The following is an 18,409-nucleotide window of genomic DNA, read 5'->3' as shown; positions in this document are numbered from 1 at the left end:
CTATGCTCCGATGGTTTCTGCCTCCTCATGACCAGGAGTCTCGTGTGAGTGTCGCGTTGGTGACCGGGTCGGGCGGTCTGATCGGCTCCGAGGCGGTCCGGCACTTCGCCGGCCTCGGCCTGGACGTCGTCGGCATCGACAACGACATGCGCCAGGAGTTCTTCGGCGCCGAGGCGTCCACCGCCTGGAACGTCCGGCGGCTGACCGACGAGCTGGGGTCGGCGTACGCGCACCACAGCATCGACATCCGCGACCGGGACGCGCTGGCGAAGCTCTTCGCGCGCTACGGCTCGGACATCGCCGTGGTGATCCACACCGCGGCGCAGCCCTCACACGACTGGGCGGTGCGCGACCCGTTCACCGACTTCGACGTGAACGCCGGCGGCACCCTCAACGTGCTGCAGAACGTGCGCGAGCACTGCATCGAGGCGCCGGTGATCCACTGCTCGACCAACAAGGTCTACGGCGACCGGCCGAACAGCCTGCCCCTGGTCGAGCGGGAGACCCGCTGGGAGATCGAACCGGGCCACCCGTACGAGCAGGGCATCCGCGAGGACATGTCGATCGACGCCTGCCTGCACTCGGTCTTCGGCGCGTCCAAGGTCGCCGCCGACGTGATGGTGCAGGAGTACGGCCGCTACTTCGGGATGCGCACCGCCTGCTTCCGGGGCGGCACGCTGACCGGCCCGGCGCACTCCGCGACCGAGCTGCACGGCTTCCTGGCGTACGTGATGCGGGCCAACATGGAGCGCCGCACCTACAAGATCTTCGGCTACCAGGGCAAGCAGGTCCGGGACGCGATCCACAGCTCGGACGTGGTGGCCGCGTTCGAGGCGTTCTTCCGCAACCCGCGCTCGGCGGCCGTCTACAACCTGGGCGGCGGCCGACACTCCAACACCTCGATGCGGGAGGCGTTCACCCTGGCCGAGGAGATCACCGGCCGGGAGATGATCTCCGAGTACGTCGAGGCGAACCGGATCGGCGACCACAAGTGGTGGATCGGCTCGAACGAGGCGTTCCAGGCCGACTACCCGGAGTGGAAGCAGGTCTACGACGTGCCGATGATCATGCGCGAGACCTACGAGGCCAACGTGGACAAGTGGGTGCCGCAGGCATGACCGCCGCGCAGGGCAAGCAGAACGTCCTCGGCGTGCTGGTCGACGCCACCGACTACGCCGCGGCGACCGAGCAGGTGGTGGCGGCGGCGCACGAGCGCCGCCCGCTGGCGCTGACCGCGCTGGCCGTGCACGGGGTGATGACCGGCGTGCTCGACCCGGCGCACAACGCCCGGCTCAACTCCTTCGACGTGGTCACCCCGGACGGCCAGCCGGTCCGCTGGGCGCTGAACCTGCTGCACCACGCCGGCCTGGCCGACCGGGTCTACGGCCCGACGCTGACCCTGCACGTGCTGCGCCGGTTCGCCGATGAGGGCCTGCCGGTCTACCTCTACGGCTCCACCGAGGAGACCCTGGCGAAGCTGATCCCGGCGCTGGAGCGGATGTTCCCGGCGCTGAAGATCGCCGGCGTGGAGCCGTCGAAGTTCCGCCAGGTCCAGCCGGGCGAGGACATCGAGATCGCCGACCGGATCAAGGCCAGCGGCGCGCGGCTCGTCCTGGTCGGCCTGGGCTGCCCGCGCCAGGAGGTGTTCGCGTACGCCATGCGGCCGCTGATGGACATGCCGCTGATGGCCGTCGGCGCCGCCTTCGACTACCACGCCGGCCTGCTCAAGCAGCCTCCGGCGTGGATGCAGCGGGCCGGCCTGGAGTGGTTCTGGCGGCTCGGCCTGGAGCCGAAGCGGCTCTGGCGCCGCTACGTCATCCTCAACCCGGCCTACCTGACCCGGCTCGCCGGGCAGAAGACCGGCCTGTGGAAGGCGGCCCCGCCGGCCCCGGCCACCGAGCGCCCGCCGACCTTCGCGGTCTGACCCGGCCCCGGAGCGACCCGGACGGCACCCCTACGGGGAGCGGTTCGGGGACGGACGAGGGGCCGCCCCGGATTCGCCGCGGCGGAATTCGGGGAAGGCTGTCGGCATGGACGGCCATCTCATCGTGCTGCTGCCGATCGCCGCGGTCTGGCTCGCCGCCGGGGTCACCGCGGACGGCCTGCCCCGGCTGGACCGGGCGGCCGCGCTCCGTCGGCGTACCGGCTGGTTGCTCGCGCTCACCGCGACCGGCCTCGGGCTGACCGCGGCCGTGCTGGCGGCCGGCCTGGTCAGCGCCGGCGACACGCCGGTCGATCGGGCGGCCGGCGGGCTGGCGCTGGCGGCCGCCCCGGCGATCGCCGTCGCGGCCGGCACCCTACGCCGGGTCCGTCGGGTGTGGGCGGGGGCCGGCGCGTTCGCGACCGCGCCCGCCGCGCCGGCGCCGCACGGCCTGCGGGCCGCCGCCGCGCACCCGCTGATCGGCCTACCGGTGCAGCTCACCGCGCTGGCCACGGTGCCGCCGCTGCTCGCCGCGGGCGGGCTGGACCTGACCACGGACCCGGCGGTGGCCGGGCCGGCGCTCACCGTGGGCGGTCTCGCCGCCGTCGCCGTCGGGGTACGTCACGCGCTGCGGCACAGCCGGTTCGTCGAGCGGACGATGGCCGAGGCGCCCACCCCGGGCCTGGTCCGGACGCGGCCGGCCGCCCAGGCACCCGCGCCCGCGCCGACCCCCGTGCCCGCCGCGGCCCCGGTGGCGGTGTCAGCGGCCGTGGCCTGAGCCCGGCACGTACAGCAGCTCCAGGATCGCCCGGGTCGCCTCGAACCAGCGGTCCAGCCAGCCGGGTGGCGGGACGCTGCCCCGGGGCGGCAACTCCAGCAGCAGGCCGCGCAGCAGCGGATGGTCGGTCAGCGACTCGGCCGGTTCCGCCGGCCAACCCGCCGGCGGGAACGACGGCTCGGTCAGCGGGTTCGGGTCCAGCGAGGGCAGCGACAGCGGCGGCCCCGCCTGCTCCGGCGCCGGCGAGCCGATGTCCCGGCCACCGATCTCGGTGTCGGTGGACCCGACCTCCGTCAGCACGGTGTCCCGCCGCGCGCCGCGGTACTTGCCGCCGAACCGCTCGCTCTTGCCCGGGCCGCTCGTGAGGTTCTCAGAACCGATCGTCGTCATCCGTCTCGCCTGCCTCGCTCGGTCGTCGATCGGTGCGGCGGATGTCGTCCCCGCGCCGTACCGGTGGGTTCAACGACACGGGGGCGGATGTGGCGACGGGCCGGCCGGGGAACTCCCGGCCGGCCCGCGGTCGACGCCACGCTGCGTCGTTCAGTGCTGGACTGCGTCGTTCAGTGCTGGACGAAGGCGCCGTTCCGGGCGCCGGCGACGAAGGCGTGCCAACCCCCGGGTGCGAAGACCAGGGCGGGGCCGGTCTTGTCCTTCGAGTCACGGACCCCGACCGCCCCCGGCACGTACGCCACCTCGACGCAGTTGTCGCAGTTCGGCCCGCTCTTCGAGCTCTTGAACCACGTCGCGCGCGTCAGGTCCCCGGGGAACCTCTTGGTCGCCATTTCCACAACGGCTCCTCTGCCAGTTTTGCGATGTGAGCGATGGACTCCTCCGGTCGGATGGCCGCTGCTCGAATGTGATCGAAGATGAAGCTGTACTTCTGAAGCTCATCGCTCTTCTCGAGGAAGAGCCCACCCGTGGCGTTCTCCGCGTACACCACATCGGGATCACTCTGCTCGGGGAAGCTGAGAATGGTGAACGTGCCATCCATGCCGGCGTGCGCCCCCACCTCGAACGGCAGGACCTGGAGCGTCACGTTCGGCAACTCCGCCACTTCCGCCAACCGCCTGAGCTGACCACGCATCACCGCGTCGCCGCCCACCGGCCTGCTCAGCACCGCCTCGTCGAGCACCACCCACAGATCGACCGGATCGTCCTGGGTCAACAACGACTGACGGCCCAGTCGGACACGCACCCGCTGCTGCACCTGATCGACGGTGAAGTCCGGGCGGGCCGCCCGGATCATCGCCCCGGCGTACTCCTCGGTCTCCAGCAGGCCGGGAACGACCTGCTGCTCGTACGCCCGGATCGAGCTGGCCGCCGCCTCCAGCCCGACGTACGCGCCGACCAGCACGGTGCTGTACGGATGCCACCACCCCTTCTGGCGGGCCTCCCGGGCGATCTGGACCAGCTCGTCGCTCTCCGCCCCGATGACGCCGTAGATCCGCAGCATGTCCCGCACGTCGCGCGGGGTGGCCGAGGTGTGCCCGGTCTCGATCCGGGAGATCTTGGAGGCCGAGCACTCCAGCTGCTCGGCCACCGCCTCGATGGTGATCCCCGCGGACTCCCGCTGCCGGCGCAGCTCGGCGCCGAGTCGGCGACGCCGGATGGTGGGGCTGCGGCGCTCGGTCACCGCGCCACCTCGGACGTTGCCGGCCGGGGCCGGTTCCTGACGCTCACCGAGTTACCTCCGGTCACTCGCGCCTGCGTCGACAGCCGCCGAGGGCGCGACCGACGAACGGCGGACGATCGTTCGCGGCAGGGGGTGGTGCCGGTCGTCGGCCGGCCGCGGCGGGCGAAACCCGGCACCAGTGTGCCGCCCGGAGGTCACCGCCATCAAGCGCCTCGATTCCGTGTCGTGCTCACGTATCGGCAAAACTCGACGTGCAACTTGCATGAAGCACGCCACTGATGCAGGCTGTCCGTATGGCTCGGGTTACGCACAGTCTCCGAACGCTTCCCAGGCGTGGTGACCCCACCCGCGTCGGACGACCCTCGCGCCAGCCCGGCCACACCGCAACGAGACCTGCTCCGGGCTGAATGACCCCGCCGCTGCACGTCCCAGGGACTGCGGCGGTGGGAGCGGTGCCCGGAAGCAACTCCGGTGCTGGTCGGGTGGCGGTTCGCCACCAGCGGGTACGGCCCGGCCACCACCACCGATCCACCGGTACGCGAGGCACGACCCCGGCAGCCGGACCAGCAGCATCTTCCCCCCGATCAGCTCCGGTCGGCCCGCGAGCCGGCCATGTCTCCCCAGGAGCCCATGTGCTTCCCCGCTCCGGTGACGTACTGCACGTGACTCGCGCGGCGAGTGTCCAGTTCCTCAGACCGATCACCTTCCGGGTGATCCGAGTGCTCGACTGGCCGACGTACGACGGTTGGCTCTGGATCGAAGGCTACGAGTTGAACGCGGCGGGGGACGCGGTCAACCGGCGTTCGATCTTCGTACAGCAGGCCGGGCTCCGGCAGCTGCGGGCCGCGCCCGCCCCGCGACAGCACACCGTGCGGACGCGGCGGCCGGTCAACCGCAGCCCGATCCCGGTCGGCTGACCGGGCGAATCCCGGTCGGGGGGCGTGCCGTTCGCCATAGAATCGGTACGCCCACCCCGGCGAAGTCACCACCCGCGCGCGTCCCGGACCCCGAACCTGGGATGGAAATGGTCACTATGCCCGCCGCGCGCCGGCAGCACAGGTCCCGCATCGGTTACGCCTTCGGGCTGCTGGTGCTGGTCGGAGCCGTCACCGCCCTCGTGCTGGTGGTGCGCTATCCGGCCGAGTCCGCGACCCGGCTCGCCGAACCGGTCCCCGCGCCGGAGATCACCGTGGTCCGGGAGGGCGACACGCCTCCGGACGACGCCCTGGCCGTCGACGGCACCGGCGGAGCCGGCCTTGAGACCGCTCCGTCCGCGGACGAAGCCGGGACCGGCGGCCAGGCGGCGCAGGACGGGGTCACGGCGGCGGCCGGCCCCACCCGGCCGGCGCCGACCCAGCAGACACTCAGCCAGTCGCTCTTCTACTCCGGCCTGCTCGGGCTGGCCATCTCGCTGGCCGGCCTCGGGCTGGTCGGCACCAGACGCCGGATGTGGTGACCGCCGGGATGGGGTGACGGCCGCGCCGCTGCGTCAGCGCGTGGCGGTGGCCTCGGGCGAGGGCCGGCCCGAGCTGGCGGAGGTGGACGCCGAGGGCGACCGTGACTCCGTCGCCTCCGCGACCACCAGCGTCACCTCGTCACCCCGGGCCACCGGCTCGCCGGCGGCCGGATCGGTCTCGATCACCGTGCCGGCCGGCTGGTCCGACGGCCGGGTCTGGACCCGGTACGCCAGCCCGAGCCGGTCCAGCAGCGACTGCGCCGTCGTCCGGGACAGGCCGGTCAGCGCCGGCATCGGAATCCGGGCGGCGGCCGTCGTGGTCGGCGGGGAACTCGGCGGCTCGGTGGTCGGCGCGGTGGTGGTCGGCGCCGCGCTGGTCACCGGCGCGCTGGTCGGCACGGGCGGAGGCGTCGGGGTCGGCGCGTCGTCCCGGGCCGACCGCAGCACCAACCACACACCCGTACCGATCACCGCCACCAGGAGCAGGGCCAGGATGCCGAGCAGGATCGGCAGCCACCAGCGCCGGCCACGCTGGTCGTCCGGGTACCACTCGGCGGGCTCGCGGTAGTCGGCCGGCCGGGGCACCGGCACCCCGGCCCGCCCGGACCAGACCGGCGGAGCGGGTGGCGGGGTGCCGGCCGCGTCCGGCGGCAGCGGACGCGTCGCGTCGACCGGCTCATGCCGGGCGGTCGCGTCCAGCGGCTCATGCCGGGCGGTCGCGTCCAGCGGCTGCTGGTCGGCCGGCTGGCCGGCGGGGTGGGGCAGCGGACGGGTCGGATCGGCGCCGGGCTGGTCGCCGCGGGGCAGCGGCCGGGTGGCGTCGTCGGCGGGGGGCTCCTGACGGTCGTCGCTCATCGCACGTCCTCTCCGCACGGGGCGCGGCGGGCACGACCCCCGATCGTCCAAGGTAGCCGTCCGGTGCACCGGTCGCCGGGACCGGCGCGGCGACCCGCCCGGCAGCGACCCGGGCGCGGTCGGTCAGGGCTCCGGGGAGCCGGTGGGTGCCGGCGACTCGTCGCCGCAGGAGAGCGCCACCGCGTCGTTCCAGTGCGCCGTGCTGCCCGCCGCCGGGTCCAGCGCGGTCACCCGACCGACCCGGCCGGTCCGGTACCGCGGGTACAGCCCCTGCTCGCCGAGCTCGTCCGCGGCCTTGGCGCACCGCTCACCGACCAGGTCGGGAACGGTGACCTCGGGCGCGGGGCCGCTGACGTACACCTGGACGGTCGTGCCCCGGCGGACCGGTGCGCCGGCGGCGGGCTGGGTGCGCACCACCTCGCGGCCGGCGCCAGCGCCGAAGACCAGTCGCCAGCCGAGCTTGCGCTGGTGCAGCTCGTCGCGGGCCCGCTCGAAGTCCGTACCCACCAGGGGCGGCACGGTCAGCCCGCCGGCGGACGTCGGCGGCGTGGTGGGGCGGGTGGTGGTCGGCTCGGCGGTGGACGGCTGCGGCGCCGAGGCGGACGTCTCGCCCGGGTCGGACGTCTCGCCCGGGTCGGACGTCTCGTCGGCGCTCGGTGACGCCGCCCCGGCCGGTGCCGTCGGCGCGGCGGACGGCTGCCCGTCCTGACCGGCCAACACCCAGCCGACGCTCCCGCCGATGGCGGCCAACAGGACGGTCGCCAACGCCCCGCCGAGCAGCAACCTGGCCCGGCCCGGCCGCCCGGCCGACCCGTCGTCTACGTCCGTCATGGCGCCCCCACCTCGTCACCGGCGACGGTACCGGGCGACGCACCGGGGCCTGCGCGGCACACCGGTCACCGCCCCGGCCGCTCACCGCCCCGGCCGCCGTTCCCCACACCGCGCGGCGCCCACCGGTCACCGCTCGTGGTCCCGGCCGGCAGCGCTCGCCGCGCCGATCGGCGGACGTTACGCTCCCGGCATGGCTGCACGGAGCTGGGGAGGCGCGGTCGCCACCGCGATCGGTGTCGCTGCCGGCCTGGGCGCGGCCCAACTGGGTTTCGGCTACGGACTGGGCATCGTCAACTGGGCGCCGGCCGGCGCCGGCACCACCGAGGCCACCTGGTTCGCGAGTCTGGCCTGGGCGACCTGGGTCGCCGCCGTCTCCACCGTCGGCGGGGCGGTCTGCGCCCAACGACTGTACGAGCGCGGCGAGGACACCGAGCCGGGCGGCGGCCTGCAGCGGGTGACCCTGGCGGTCGCCGCCGCGGTCGGTGGGCTGATCACCGTCCTGCTGGTCGCCGTGCCCGCCCGCGCGGCGGTGGTGCCCGGCACCTTCTCCCCGCAGAGCCTCGCGGCCGGGTACGCCGGCCTCGGAGTGCTGGTGGGCCTGCTGGCGGCGGTCTGGGCGCTGCGGTCGAGGGCCGCCGCCCACAACATCGTCGGCACGGTCGGCTGGCTCTGGCTGCTCGCCGTCGTCTCGGTCGTGGACGGGGTGCTAGCCGGCCGCGGCGTGCGCACCGCCCAGCTGGGCATCTGGCAGATCAGCGCGGACCGTCCCGCCTTCTGGCTCCGCGACTACCTCTACTTGCCCGGCGCGCTGCTCGCGGCCGGCTCCGCGCTGGTGATCGGCGCGCTCGCCGCCCGGCGTACGGCCCGGTTGCCGCACCGACGACTGGGCGCCGCGGTGTCCGGGGCGGCCGGTCCGCTGCTGGTGGCAATCGCCTACCTCCTCGCCGTGCCCCGGTTGGCGACGATCGCGCCGGAACAGGTCTCCGCCCACCTCGTCGCGCCGTACGCGGTGATCGTCGGGGCGGCCGGTTCGCTGCTGGTGGCCGCGCTCGCTCAGCGGGCCGAGCAGCGACGGGCGGTACGCGACCCTGGGCCCGTGCCCCGCCAGCGGACGGGCGGACCGGACGACCGGGGAGCGCTCGACGCGCCGGCGGGCCGTCCCCCGGCGGCGCCGGTCCGGACCGGTGCCGCCGGATCGGCGGCGGACGGCCCGGCGACCCGGGGTCCGTCCACGAGCGGCACGGCGGCGAGCGGGGCGAAGCCGGGGCGGCCGGCATCGGAGCCGGTCGGCGGGGCACCGGCCACGACGGCCGAGCCGCTCGGAGCGCCGACGGCGGCCGAGCCGGAGAACACCCGGCCGGCCACCGGGCGGGCCCGACCGCCGCTCGGCAGCCGGACCGACCCGGCGGCCGACCCGGACGATGAGTCGGCGACGACGGCCGCCCCACCGCCGCCCACCACCGGGGACCGGCCGGTGCCCAGGGCACGCCGGAGCCGCTGACCCGCGGTCGGCGGGCCGGTCCGGCCGCGGAGCGGTCAGTCGACCGGCCAGGTGTGCACCGGCTCGTTGGTGCGCTGCAGTTCGGCGTAGCGGCCGGCCATGTGGTGCAGGGCGGCGTCCCGGTCCATCCCGTGCCGGCGCTCGGCGGCCCGGACGGCCTCGGTCTGCCACACCGCGCCGTTACGACCGGTACGACACCGCTGCTCGATGATGCCGAGCAGCCGGTCCCGCTCGGCCGGCGCCACCCCGAACCGGTCCAGCCCGGTGGCCGCCGCGGGTAGCAGCGTGTCGAGCACCAGCTTGGTCACCGGCACGTCACCGAGCTGCGGCCAGCGCAGCACGGCGTCGATGCCGCGCCGGGCGGCGGCGTGGAAGTTCTCCTCGGCGGAGCTGAAGGTGAGCTGGCTCCAGATCGGCCGGTCGGACTCGGCCAGCCCGCGGGCGAGCCCGAAATAGAAGGCGGCGTTGGCCAGCATGTCCACCACGGTCGGGCCGGCCGGCATGACCCGGTTCTCCACCCGCAGGTGCGGGCGGCCGTTCATGATGTCGTACACCGGGCGGTTCCAGCGGTAGACCGTGCCGTTGTGCAGCCGCAGTTCGGCCAGCTGCGGGACCCCGCCGGCGTGCAGCACCTCGACCGGGTCCTCCTCCTCGGAGATCGGCAGCAGCGGCGGGAAGTACCGGACGTTCTCCTCGAACAGGTCGAAGATCGAGGTGATCCAACGCTCGCCGAACCACACCCGGGGGCGTACGCCCTGGGCCTTCAGCTCGTCCGGTCGGGTGTCGGTGGCCTGCTCGAACAGGGCGACCCGGGTCTCCGCCCAGAGCTGCCGGCCGTAGAGGTACGGCGAGTTCGCGCCGACGGCGACCTGGACGCCGGCGATGGCCTGGGAGGCGTTCCAGTAGTCGGCGAAGCTGTCCGGCGCCACCTGGAGGTGGAACTGGAGGCTGGTGCAGGCGGCCTCGGGGGCGATCGAGTCGGTGTGCGTCTGCAGCCGCTCGACGCCCCGGATGTCGAGCTCGATGTCCTCCCCCCGGGCCCCGACGATCTGGTCGTTGAGCACCCGGTACCGCTCGTCGGTGGAGAGGTTGTCGACCACCAGGTGCCGCTCGGTGAGGGTGGGCAGGATGCCGACCAGCACGATCCGGGCGTCGGAGCGGGCCGCGCGCTCGTCCGCGCGGTCGAGGCTGTGGCGCAGGTCCCGCTCGTAGTCGGCGAAGCCGGTGCCCTCGATCAGCCGCGGTTCGGCGTTCAACTCGAGGTTGAACTGACCGAGCTCGGTCTGGAAGAGCGGGTCGGCGATGTCGGCGAGGATCTGGTCGTTGCGCATCGCCGGCTCGGCGGCCGGGTCCATCAGGTTGAGCTCGATCTCCAGCCCGGTCATCGGCCGGTCCGCATCGAAGCCGAAGTCGTCCAGCATCAACGCGAAGACGTCCAGGCAGCGCCGGACCTTCTGCCGGTAGCGGACGCGGTCCTCCCGGGAGAACGCGCCCTGCTCGACGTCCCTGCCCATGTGCCCTCCAGGCGCGAGGCGCCGCGGGATCGTGCCGTCCCGCCGCGCGTGTGGAACACCACCGTAAGAGCGCCCCCCGCGCCGGGGCCAGAGCCGGACCGGCGGGTGCTCGGGCCCTCTCTACCCACCGGCCGGCGCCCCCACCCGGGCGACCGGCGGCCAACCGGTGACGATGCACACGACAGACGACGCGGCCCCCGCCCGGGAGAGGGCAGGGGCCGCGAGGCGTGCAGCGGGAGGTCAGGCCTGGCGTACGGCCTCGCCCTCGATCTCGATCTTGATCTTCTTGCCGACCAGCACGCCGCCGGTCTCCAGCGCCACGTTCCAGGTGAGGCCGAACTCCTCACGGTCGATCTCGGTGGTGGCGGTGAAGCCGAAGACGTCGGTGCCGAAGGGGGTACGGCCGACGCCCTCGAACTCGACCTCCAGCTCGACCGGACGGGTCACGCCCTTCACGGTCAGCTCGCCCAGCAGGACGAACTCGTTGCCGTTGCGGGACTTGACCCCGGTGCTGCGGTACTCCAGCGTCGGGAACGCCTCGACGTCCAGGAACTCCGGGCTGCGCAGGTGGGCGTCGCGGTCGGCATGCTTGGTGTCGATGCTGGCCGCCTGGATGGTGGCGGTGACCGAGGACTGCAGCGGGTCCTCCGCGACGGTGACGGTGGCGGTCGCGTCGGCGAACTCGCCGCGGACCTTGCTGACCATCATGTGCCGGGCGACGAAGCCGACCCGCTTGTGCGCCGCGTCCAGCAGGTAGGTGCCCGGGGTGGGGATGGTAAGGCCTTCCCAGTCGCGGGTAACCGACTCGGTGCTGCTGGTCATGGAACTGCCCTCCGGGGGAAAGATTGTTTAGTAGCCCAACGACTGACGTAGCAACTATAGCCGTAGCAATATTCCGTGTGTCAAGCACTGTTAGGATGGCCAGGTGGACGAGAACGTGTTCGACGACCCCCGCATCACCGCCATCGGCCTGTTCTTCGAGGTGTACGCCGGGCTGTCCGCCCGGTTCAACGCCGACTTCGAGGAGCACGACCTCTCCGGGGTGGAGTTCGAGGTGCTGATGCGGCTCGCCCGTTCCCCCGGCCACCAGCTGCGGATGACCGACCTGGCCGCGCAGACCTCGCTCTCCACCAGCGGCGTCACCCGGGTGGTCGACCGGATGGAGCGGGACGGCCTGCTCTGCCGTCGCGCCTGCCCGTCGGACCGGCGCAGCTCGTACGCGGTGGTCACCGCCGCCGGCCTGCGGCGGCTGGACGAGACCCTGCCCGGGCACCTGCGGATCATCGAACAGTGGTTCACCGGGCAGCTGGAGCCAGCGGCGCTCGCCGCCCTGCTGGAGGGGCTGCGGCGGGTGCGCGACGCCGTGCACCCGGGCGCGGTCGCCGGCAGCACCGCGCCCGGGTGCACGGACGAGGCCGCCAGCCGGGCCTGACCGCCCGACCCCACCGGCAGAACCACCGGCAGAACTGCGCCACCCGGCTGGCCAACCTCGTCAATGCCCGCGAATCGGGCGAGCCGGCTGGCTAGCCTTCGTGCTGCGGGGGCGCACCGGGGGGTGCCGGCGCGAGCGATTGAGCGAGGGGTGTGTCCAGGGGGTTCATCGCTCGCGCCTCCCCCGCGCCACCCACCCGCTCGCCCAGCAGCTCCCGCTCGTCCGGCAGCAGGGTGATCCCGCTGTCCCGACAGACCCGCTCAAGGCGCTCCCGCGCCGCCGCGTCGCCGGTGCTCGCGGCCAGCCCGACCAGCGCCTCGACCACCTCCCGCCGGTCCTGCCCGCGCGCGCCGGCCCGCACCGCCGCCCCGAACCACTCGGCTGCCAACTCCCGGTCACCGCGCCGCAGCGCCACCATGCCCTCGATCAGCGCGCAGATCCCCTCCTCGGGCCGCCCGCCGGCCGGATCCGCCGGCGACCCGGCAGGTCCCACCGTCGGGCCTTCATTATCGGCGGGCGACCCGGTCGGCCGGGCGCCGCGCGGGGACGGCAGCGCCGGCCGTCCGTCGCAGCGCAGGTCGGCCAGCACCTCCGCCGCCTCGTCCGCCCGCCCGGCGCGGGCCAGCGCCAGCCCGACCGTGCCCAGCACCCGGCGCCGGTGCCCGGGGTCGCCCAGTTCGGCGAGCGCGGCGGCCACCCGGCCGCCCTGCTCGACCGCCTCGGCGTACCGGCCCTGTAGGCGGGACACCTCGGCCAGGTTGGCCCGGGCCAGCACCCGCAACCGGCGCTCACCGCACTGGGCCGCGAGCCGGTCCACCGCGGCCAGCCGCCGCCGGGCACCCGTCAGGTCGCCGAGCCGGATGTCGTGCCAGGTGAGGTTGTTCTGGGCGACCGCCATGTCCCGGGTCCGGCCGTGTCGGGAGGCCAGGGCGAGCACCAGCTCGGCCTGCTCACGGGCCTCGTCGTACCCGCCGGTGGCGTGCAGCAGCGCGCAGAGCACGGTCCGCGCCTCCAGTTCACCCGGCACGTCGGCGCCCGCCACGAAGGCGGCGAGCGCGGCCCGGGCGGCGGGCAGCTCCTGCGCCCCGGCGCCGTGCTCGGCCGCCAACCTGGCCACCCCGAGCTCGGCCCAGGCGCGCAGCACCGGGTCGGCGTCGGCGGTCCGCGGATCGGCCAGCAGCCGTCGCAGCCACTGCCGACCGGGGACGTCCCGGCCGCGCAGCCGCCACCAGCGGGTCAGCGCAGTGGCCAGCCGCAGCGCGGTCAGCGGGTCGTCGGTGGCCGCGTGTCCGAGCGCGGCGCTGATGTCGCTGGTCACCTCGTCGAGGCGGTGCACGGCCTCGGCCTGCTCGGCGCCGACCAGGTCCGGCGCGGTACGGACGACCAGCCCGGCGACCACCGTCGCGTGCCGGCGCCGGATCGGGGTCGCCTCACCCAGGCCGGTGGCCTGCTCGGCGGCGAAGTCCCGGACCGCGTCGAGCAGCCGGAACCGGAACTCACCGGCACCCCGGACGCTGAGCAGCCCGAGCTGAACCAGCCGGTCGAGCAGCGGCACGGGCTCGACCGCGGGCCCGTCCGGGTCCCCGGTGTCCGCCGGGTCGAGCAGCTCCTCGGCCAGCTCCACCGACCACCGGTTGGCGAACGCCGCGAGCCGGCGCAGGGCGGCCCGCTCCGGCTCGGCGAGCAGCCGGTAGCTGGTGGCGACCGCGTCCCGCAGCGTCACCGCCACCGCGGCCCGGGCATCAGCCGGCGGGGCGGCCGCCCGGGGGGCCGCCTCCCACCCGCGCCGGCCGGGGTCGGGGGCGGCCAGGTCGAGCACCCGGTCGCCGTACCGGTCGAGCAGTTCGGGCAGGTCCAGGATCCGGCCGCGGGCCGCCATCAGCTCGATCGCCAGCGGCAGCCCGCCCAGCCGGCGGACCAGCGCGGCGAGCGCGGGCAACTCGGTCGGGCCGGGTGGTTCCCGCCGCACCCGGCGCAGCCGGTCGGTGAACAGCACCACGGCCGGCCAGCGGTCCAGCCGGTCCGGGTCGACGTCCGGCGGCGGCACGTCCAGCGGCGCCACCGGGCGGACCAGCTCGCCGGGCAGGCCGAGAGGATGCCGGCCGGTCACCAGCACCCGCAGGTCGGGTACGGCGTCGGCGAGCCGCCGGACGGCCTCGGCGGCCGGGTCGGGCGCCCGCTCGACGGCGTCCACCAGCAGCAGCGCCGGCCGGCCACGCAGCCGGACGGCCAGCTCGGTGAGCCGGGCGGTGCCGAGCACCGCGCCGGCGGCGGCGAGCACGTCGGGCGCGTCCGAGCCCTCACCGACGAGCACCCCGGCCACCCCACCGGGATGCCGGTCGGTCACCGCGTGCGCCGCCGCCAGGCCCAGCGCCGTCTTGCCGACGCCGGCCAGCCCGACCAGGCTGACCACCGGCGGCGACCCGTCCGCGGTCAACAGCCCGACCAGCTCGGCCAGGTCGCGTTCCCGGCCGATCAACTCGACCGGCGGCGGCAGGGCGGTCGGCGTACCGGACGGGTCGGGCTGCCGCGGCCCGACCGGCCGGCGGGGCGGCGGGACGGCCCGGCCGCGGGCGCTGGCGAGGAACGCCGCGCGCGACCCGGCGGTCAACCCGAGGGCGTCCGCGACCAGCGCGGCGGTGGTGCGCTGCGGCCGGTGGGACCGGCCGCGCTCCAGGTCGCGGACCGTCCGCACGCCGATCCCGGCCCGCTGCGCCAACTCGGCCTGGGTGAGCCCGGCGGCCAGCCGGTGCCGGCGCACCAGCTCCCCGATCGGGGTACGACCACCCGGCCCGGACGGATGATCATGATCCGGAGTCATGGGCAGGGAATCTACGGACCGGATCCGACAGCCGGCAGCCCTGCGTCGGCTCACCGACGCAGGGCTGCGGATATCCGACAGGGCGGTGTGAACCCCGCCCTCCGGTCAGATGCCCAGGTCCCGGGCGATGATCAGGCGCTGCACCTCGGAGGTGCCCTCGCCGATCTCCAGGATCTTGGAGTCCCGCCAGAAGCGGGCCACCGGGTACTCGTTCATGAAGCCGTAGCCGCCGTGGATCTGGGTGGCCTCCCGGGCGTTGTCCACCGCGATGGTGCTGGCGTGCAGCTTGGCGATGGCGGCCTGCCGCTTGAACGGCTCGCCGGCGAGCATCCGGGCGGCGGCGTCGTAGTACGCCAGCCGGGCGGTGTACGCCTTCAGCTCCATGTCGGCGATCTTGAACTGGATCGCCTGGTAGTTGCCGATCGGCTGGCCGAACGCGTGCCGCTCCTTCGCGTACTTCAGCGACTCGTCGACGCAGCCCTGGGCGAGGCCGACGGCGAGCGCGGCGATGGCGATCCGGCCCTCGTCGAGGATCCGCAGGAACTGGGCGAAGCCGCGACCCCGCTCACCGAGCAGGTTGGCCGCCGGCACCCGGCAGTCGTCGAAGGTCAGCTCGTGGGTGTCCGAGGCGTTCCAACCCACCTTCGAGTACGCCGGCGCCACGGTGAAGCCCGGCGTCCCCGACGGGACGATGATGGTGGAGAGCTCCTTGGAGCCGTCCGGCTTCGTGCCGGTGACCGCGGTGACGGTGACCAGCGCGGTGATGTCGGTGCCGGAATTGGTGATGAACGCCTTCGACCCGTTGATCACCCACTCGTCGGTGGACTCGTCCAGCACCGCCCGGGTCTGGGTGCCACCGGCGTCCGAGCCGGTGCCCGGCTCGGTCAGCCCGAAGCCGGCCAGCGCCTCACCGCTGAGCAGCTTCGGCAGCCAGGTCGCCTTCTGCTCGTCAGTGCCGAAGCGGAAGATCGGCATCGCGCCGAGGGAGACCGCCGCCTCCAGGGTGATCGCCACGCTGGAGTCGACCCGGGCCAGCTCCTCCAGGGCCAGGCAGAGCGCGAAGTAGTCGCCGCCCATCCCGCCGTGCTCCTCGGGGAAGGGCAGGCCGAACAGGCCCATCTTGCCCATCTGCCGGACGATCTCGTACGGGAAGGTGTGCTGCTCGTAGTGCTCGGCGATGACCGGTGCGACCACCTCGCGCGCGAAGTCCCGCACGCTGGACCGCAGCGCCTCTTGCTCCTCGCTGAGCCGGAAGTCCATCTGATCCTCCTGTGTGGCTGGTCCGCCGGCGCTCGTGACGCCGGAACGGGTCGCTCGTGCGGTGCGGGGTGCGCGTCGGGCCGGGATGCGGCAGGCGCGCCGGTCAGACCGGAGTGACGCCGTGCCGGCGCCTGGAGAAGTGCCGCTCCTTGCCGCGGGCCGCGGTGAACCGGCGGACCAGCTCGTCGCGCAGCTCGTGCGGCTCGACGATCGCATCGATCACCAGCTCGCTGGCGAGCCGGACCACGTCGATGTCGCGCTCGTACTCCTCGCGCTTCGCGGCCACGAACGCGGCCCGATCGGCCTCGTCGGAGATCGCGGCGATCTTGTTGGCGTAGACGGCGTTGACCGCGGCCTCCGCGCCCATCACCGCGATCTTCGCGGTGGGCAACGCGATCGTCGCGTCCGGCTCGAAGCCGGGGCCGGCCATCGCGTAGAGGCCCGCGCCGTACGCCTTGCGGACCACCACACAGATCTTGGGTACGGTCGCCTCGGAGATCGCGGTGATCATCTTGGCGCCGTGCCGGATGATGCCCTGCTTCTCCACCGCGCTGCCGACCATGAACCCTGGCACGTCGCTCAGGAACAGCAGCGGCACGTTGAACGCGTCGCAGAGCTGCACGAACCGGGTCGCCTTGTCGGCCGAGTCGACGAAGAGCACCCCGCCCTTGAACATCGAGTTGTTGCCGACCACGCCGACGACCTCGCCGTTCAGCCGGCCGAAGCCGATGGTCAACTCCTTGGCCCAGAGCGCCTGGATCTCGAAGAAGCTGCTGTCGTCGAGCAGGCCCCTGACGTACCGACGCATGTCGAAGGCCTGCCGCTCGCTGGCCGGCACCAGCGCGGCCAGGTCGACCTTGTCGGACGCCGGCACCGCCTCGGCGGCCGGCGGCTGCTGCTGCCAGTTGGACGGCAGGTACGACAGGTAGGTCTTCACCACGTCCAGGGCGTCGGCCTCGGTCTTGCAGAGGAAGTGCCCGACGCCGGACTCGGCGCAGTGCACCTTGGCCCCGCCCATCGCCTCCAGCGTGGTCTTCTCGCCGGTGACCATCTCGACCATCCGGTCGGAGCCGAGGTACATGCTGGCGTTGCCGTCCACCATGGCCACCACGTCGCAGAACGCCGGAATGTACGCCCCGCCCGCCGCGCTGGGCCCGAACAGCGCGCAGACCTGCGGGATCGCCCCGGAGGCGCGGACCTGGTTCCAGAAGATCTTGCCGGCGCCGCGCCGGCCGGGGAAGAGGTCGACCTGGTCGGTGATCCGGGCACCGGCCGAGTCGACCAGGTAGACCATCGGCACGCCGGTGGCGTACGCCCGCTCGATGATCCGGATGATCTTCTCGACGGTACGCGCGCCCCAGCTGCCGGCCTTGACCGTGGAGTCGTTGGCCATCAGGCAGACCTGGCGACCGTCGACGGTGGCGGTGCCGGTGACGACGCCGTCGGCGGGCAACCCCTCGGCCATGGCGTTCCCGTAGAGACCGTCCTCGACGAAGGAGCCCTCGTCGACCAGGAGCGCGACCCGCTCGCGGGCGAAGAGCTTGCCCTTGGCGGCGTTGGCCGCGTGGTACTTGTCCGCACCGCCGGCCCGGGCGCGCTTGCGCAGCTGCTCCAGTGCCTCACCGTCGAGCGTCACGCCGACTCCCTCACCCCACGCGCCGCGGGGCGCGCTCGACCGACCTGAACGATCGTTAGGCTAGCGTATCCGGGCCCGCTCCGGCGAGCCCGGCGAGCCGCCACCGGCCACGCGGCGCGTCTCATGAGGTCAGCACCACCGCCAGGCCCCGAGCCGCCGCCCGCAGCCGGTCCGCGCCGATCTCCCCCCGTACGGCCCGGACGTGCTCGGCGCCGAGGGCGGCGAGCAGCGTGTGCGCGTCCGCGGCTGGGTCGGGCCGGCCGGCGAGGAGCAGGGTCACGTGCCGGTGCCAGAACCGGTACGCCCCGATCCGGTACCGCGCGCCGGGGGTGGCCGTCTCGGAGACCCGGACCAGGTCCAGATGTTCGAGCAGGTAGTCGAGGTACGCGTCGACGAAGGCGGTCAACCGCTCGCGCGCCGCCGGCCGCGCGTCGGCCGGCCCTGGCCCGAGTGGCGCCGGACCGAACAGGATCGCCTCCTGGAGCCCTCGCTCCTGCTCGTCCAGGAGCGCGGTGGCGAGGCCGGCCCGGTCACCGAAGCGCCGGAACAGCGTCCCCTTCCCAACCCCGGCGGCGGCCGCGACCGCGTCCATCGAGACGGACTCCACGCCCCGCTCCCGAAAGAGGGTGGCGGCGGCGTCCAGCACGACCGCCCGGTTGCGGGCCGCGTCCGCCCGCTCGCGGGGTGGTGTCGCACGCAACTCCAGCAGCTCCACCGGAGGGGTGGCGGAAGCGGACTGTGGTCCGCTATGGTTCCGAGGCATAAACGGAC

18 protein-coding genes are annotated in these 18,409 nt (G+C 74.2%); 7 read left to right on the top strand and 11 right to left on the bottom strand.

Features of this window, described 5'->3' with window-relative positions; translation table 11 throughout:
• The first annotated feature begins 2 nt into the window (after positions 1 to 2).
• The 3 genes from ACFY3U_RS07325 (at position 3) to ACFY3U_RS07315 (ending at position 2,699) form a co-directional block, all read left to right on the top strand.
• Positions 3 to 1,118, top strand: a complete 1,116-nt coding sequence (locus ACFY3U_RS07325) for an NAD-dependent epimerase/dehydratase family protein (RefSeq protein ID WP_387196421.1) — start codon at positions 3 to 5, stop codon at positions 1,116 to 1,118.
• Positions 1,115 to 1,924: a WecB/TagA/CpsF family glycosyltransferase gene (locus ACFY3U_RS07320; RefSeq protein ID WP_387196418.1), complete on the top strand. Its 810-nt coding sequence runs from the start codon at positions 1,115 to 1,117 to the stop codon at positions 1,922 to 1,924. Before ACFY3U_RS07325 ends, ACFY3U_RS07320 begins: the two co-directional genes overlap by 4 nt.
• Positions 1,925 to 2,030: 106 nt before the next feature.
• Positions 2,031 to 2,699, top strand: coding sequence for a hypothetical protein (locus ACFY3U_RS07315; RefSeq protein ID WP_387196415.1), 669 nt, complete (start codon positions 2,031 to 2,033; stop codon positions 2,697 to 2,699).
• Here the strand turns inward: ACFY3U_RS07315 and ACFY3U_RS07310 are convergent.
• From ACFY3U_RS07310 to ACFY3U_RS07300, 3 genes are all read right to left on the bottom strand, one after another.
• Positions 2,682 to 3,089 carry a hypothetical protein gene (locus ACFY3U_RS07310; RefSeq protein WP_387196412.1) on the bottom strand — a complete coding sequence of 136 codons (408 nt, stop codon included), beginning with the start codon at positions 3,087 to 3,089 and terminating at the stop codon, positions 2,682 to 2,684. The two genes, ACFY3U_RS07315 and ACFY3U_RS07310, sit on opposite strands and share 18 nt — an antisense overlap.
• Positions 3,090 to 3,259: 170 nt before the next feature.
• Entirely contained in the window at positions 3,260 to 3,481 is a 222-nt protein-coding gene (locus ACFY3U_RS07305; RefSeq protein ID WP_387196410.1) for a DUF397 domain-containing protein, read from the bottom strand.
• Positions 3,451 to 4,332 (bottom strand): helix-turn-helix domain-containing protein, encoded by an 882-nt coding sequence (locus tag ACFY3U_RS07300; protein ID WP_387196406.1) that lies wholly within the window; start codon positions 4,330 to 4,332, stop codon positions 3,451 to 3,453. The genes ACFY3U_RS07305 and ACFY3U_RS07300 overlap by 31 nt, the downstream gene beginning before the upstream one ends.
• 632 nt (positions 4,333 to 4,964) lie before the next feature.
• Here ACFY3U_RS07300 and ACFY3U_RS07295 point away from each other — a divergent pair.
• Together ACFY3U_RS07295 and ACFY3U_RS07290 are read left to right on the top strand one after the other, a co-directional pair.
• On the top strand, positions 4,965 to 5,249 hold the full coding sequence (locus ACFY3U_RS07295; RefSeq protein ID WP_387196403.1) for a hypothetical protein: 285 nt from the start codon (positions 4,965 to 4,967) through the stop codon (positions 5,247 to 5,249).
• Between the two features lie 107 nt (positions 5,250 to 5,356).
• Entirely contained in the window at positions 5,357 to 5,788 is a 432-nt protein-coding gene (locus ACFY3U_RS07290) for a hypothetical protein (protein ID WP_387196399.1), read from the top strand.
• 33 nt (positions 5,789 to 5,821) lie between these two features.
• On the opposite strand, the gene ACFY3U_RS07285 is transcribed toward ACFY3U_RS07290, so the two are convergent.
• Together ACFY3U_RS07285 and ACFY3U_RS07280 are read right to left on the bottom strand one after the other, a co-directional pair.
• Positions 5,822 to 6,643: a PASTA domain-containing protein gene (locus tag ACFY3U_RS07285; protein WP_387196396.1), complete on the bottom strand. Its 822-nt coding sequence runs from the start codon at positions 6,641 to 6,643 to the stop codon at positions 5,822 to 5,824.
• Positions 6,644 to 6,766: 123 nt separating this feature from the next.
• Positions 6,767 to 7,474 (bottom strand): PASTA domain-containing protein, encoded by a 708-nt coding sequence (locus ACFY3U_RS07280; protein WP_387196393.1) that lies wholly within the window; start codon positions 7,472 to 7,474, stop codon positions 6,767 to 6,769.
• A 190-nt stretch (positions 7,475 to 7,664) separates the two neighbouring features.
• On the opposite strand from ACFY3U_RS07280, the gene ACFY3U_RS07275 reads away from it, so the two are divergent.
• Positions 7,665 to 8,975, top strand: coding sequence for a hypothetical protein (locus ACFY3U_RS07275; RefSeq protein WP_387196390.1), 1,311 nt, complete (start codon positions 7,665 to 7,667; stop codon positions 8,973 to 8,975).
• Positions 8,976 to 9,010: 35 nt separating this feature from the next.
• On the opposite strand, the gene ACFY3U_RS07270 is transcribed toward ACFY3U_RS07275, so the two are convergent.
• Together ACFY3U_RS07270 and ACFY3U_RS07265 are read right to left on the bottom strand one after the other, a co-directional pair.
• Positions 9,011 to 10,489: a glutamate--cysteine ligase gene (locus ACFY3U_RS07270; RefSeq protein ID WP_387196387.1), complete on the bottom strand. Its 1,479-nt coding sequence runs from the start codon at positions 10,487 to 10,489 to the stop codon at positions 9,011 to 9,013.
• 240 nt (positions 10,490 to 10,729) lie between these two features.
• Complete coding sequence (locus ACFY3U_RS07265; protein ID WP_387196384.1) at positions 10,730 to 11,311, bottom strand: YceI family protein; 582 nt, start codon at positions 11,309 to 11,311, stop codon at positions 10,730 to 10,732.
• A gap of 103 nt (positions 11,312 to 11,414) precedes the next feature.
• On the opposite strand from ACFY3U_RS07265, the gene ACFY3U_RS07260 reads away from it, so the two are divergent.
• Positions 11,415 to 11,921, top strand: a complete 507-nt coding sequence (locus tag ACFY3U_RS07260) for a MarR family winged helix-turn-helix transcriptional regulator (RefSeq protein ID WP_387196381.1) — start codon at positions 11,415 to 11,417, stop codon at positions 11,919 to 11,921.
• Positions 11,922 to 12,012: 91 nt separating this feature from the next.
• Here the strand turns inward: ACFY3U_RS07260 and ACFY3U_RS07255 are convergent, their stop codons facing one another.
• The 4 genes from ACFY3U_RS07255 to ACFY3U_RS07240 form a co-directional block, all read right to left on the bottom strand.
• Positions 12,013 to 14,742: an ATP-binding protein gene (locus tag ACFY3U_RS07255; RefSeq protein ID WP_387196378.1), complete on the bottom strand. Its 2,730-nt coding sequence runs from the start codon at positions 14,740 to 14,742 to the stop codon at positions 12,013 to 12,015.
• A gap of 105 nt (positions 14,743 to 14,847) precedes the next feature.
• Positions 14,848 to 16,002 carry an acyl-CoA dehydrogenase family protein gene (locus tag ACFY3U_RS07250; protein ID WP_387196374.1) on the bottom strand — a complete coding sequence of 385 codons (1,155 nt, stop codon included), beginning with the start codon at positions 16,000 to 16,002 and terminating at the stop codon, positions 14,848 to 14,850.
• Between the two features lie 103 nt (positions 16,003 to 16,105).
• On the bottom strand, positions 16,106 to 17,638 hold the full coding sequence (locus ACFY3U_RS07245) for an acyl-CoA carboxylase subunit beta (RefSeq protein ID WP_387196371.1): 1,533 nt from the start codon (positions 17,636 to 17,638) through the stop codon (positions 16,106 to 16,108).
• Between the two features lie 121 nt (positions 17,639 to 17,759).
• On the bottom strand, positions 17,760 to 18,401 hold the full coding sequence (locus ACFY3U_RS07240; protein ID WP_387196368.1) for a TetR/AcrR family transcriptional regulator: 642 nt from the start codon (positions 18,399 to 18,401) through the stop codon (positions 17,760 to 17,762).
• Positions 18,402 to 18,409: the final 8 nt, after the last annotated feature.

The sequence above is a fragment of the Micromonospora sp. NPDC000089 genome (genome assembly GCF_042899365.1).
GTDB lineage: Bacteria > Actinomycetota > Actinomycetes > Mycobacteriales > Micromonosporaceae > Micromonospora.
The sequence above is the reverse complement of the archived record's forward strand: the minus strand, read 5'-3'. Positions and strand labels throughout refer to the sequence as shown.

Bases quoted from the DNA above. Each gene is read 5' to 3' on its own strand.
- ACFY3U_RS07315 (WP_387196415.1), top strand. From the start codon at position 2,031: ATGGACGGCCATCTCATCGTGCTGCTGCCGATCGCCGCGGTCTGGCTC.
- ACFY3U_RS07270 (WP_387196387.1), bottom strand. From the start codon at position 10,489: ATGGGCAGGGACGTCGAGCAGGGCGCGTTCTCCCGGGAGGACCGCGTC.
- ACFY3U_RS07320 (WP_387196418.1), top strand. From the start codon at position 1,115: ATGACCGCCGCGCAGGGCAAGCAGAACGTCCTCGGCGTGCTGGTCGAC.
- ACFY3U_RS07305 (WP_387196410.1), bottom strand. From the start codon at position 3,481: ATGGCGACCAAGAGGTTCCCCGGGGACCTGACGCGCGCGACGTGGTTC.
- ACFY3U_RS07250 (WP_387196374.1), bottom strand. From the start codon at position 16,002: ATGGACTTCCGGCTCAGCGAGGAGCAAGAGGCGCTGCGGTCCAGCGTG.
- ACFY3U_RS07265 (WP_387196384.1), bottom strand. From the start codon at position 11,311: ATGACCAGCAGCACCGAGTCGGTTACCCGCGACTGGGAAGGCCTTACC.
- ACFY3U_RS07325 (WP_387196421.1), top strand. From the start codon at position 3: ATGCTCCGATGGTTTCTGCCTCCTCATGACCAGGAGTCTCGTGTGAGT.
- ACFY3U_RS07285 (WP_387196396.1), bottom strand. From the start codon at position 6,643: ATGAGCGACGACCGTCAGGAGCCCCCCGCCGACGACGCCACCCGGCCG.
- ACFY3U_RS07310 (WP_387196412.1), bottom strand. From the start codon at position 3,089: ATGACGACGATCGGTTCTGAGAACCTCACGAGCGGCCCGGGCAAGAGC.
- ACFY3U_RS07240 (WP_387196368.1), bottom strand. From the start codon at position 18,401: ATGCCTCGGAACCATAGCGGACCACAGTCCGCTTCCGCCACCCCTCCG.
- ACFY3U_RS07290 (WP_387196399.1), top strand. From the start codon at position 5,357: ATGGTCACTATGCCCGCCGCGCGCCGGCAGCACAGGTCCCGCATCGGT.
- ACFY3U_RS07255 (WP_387196378.1), bottom strand. From the start codon at position 14,742: ATGACTCCGGATCATGATCATCCGTCCGGGCCGGGTGGTCGTACCCCG.
- ACFY3U_RS07280 (WP_387196393.1), bottom strand. From the start codon at position 7,474: ATGACGGACGTAGACGACGGGTCGGCCGGGCGGCCGGGCCGGGCCAGG.
- ACFY3U_RS07275 (WP_387196390.1), top strand. From the start codon at position 7,665: ATGGCTGCACGGAGCTGGGGAGGCGCGGTCGCCACCGCGATCGGTGTC.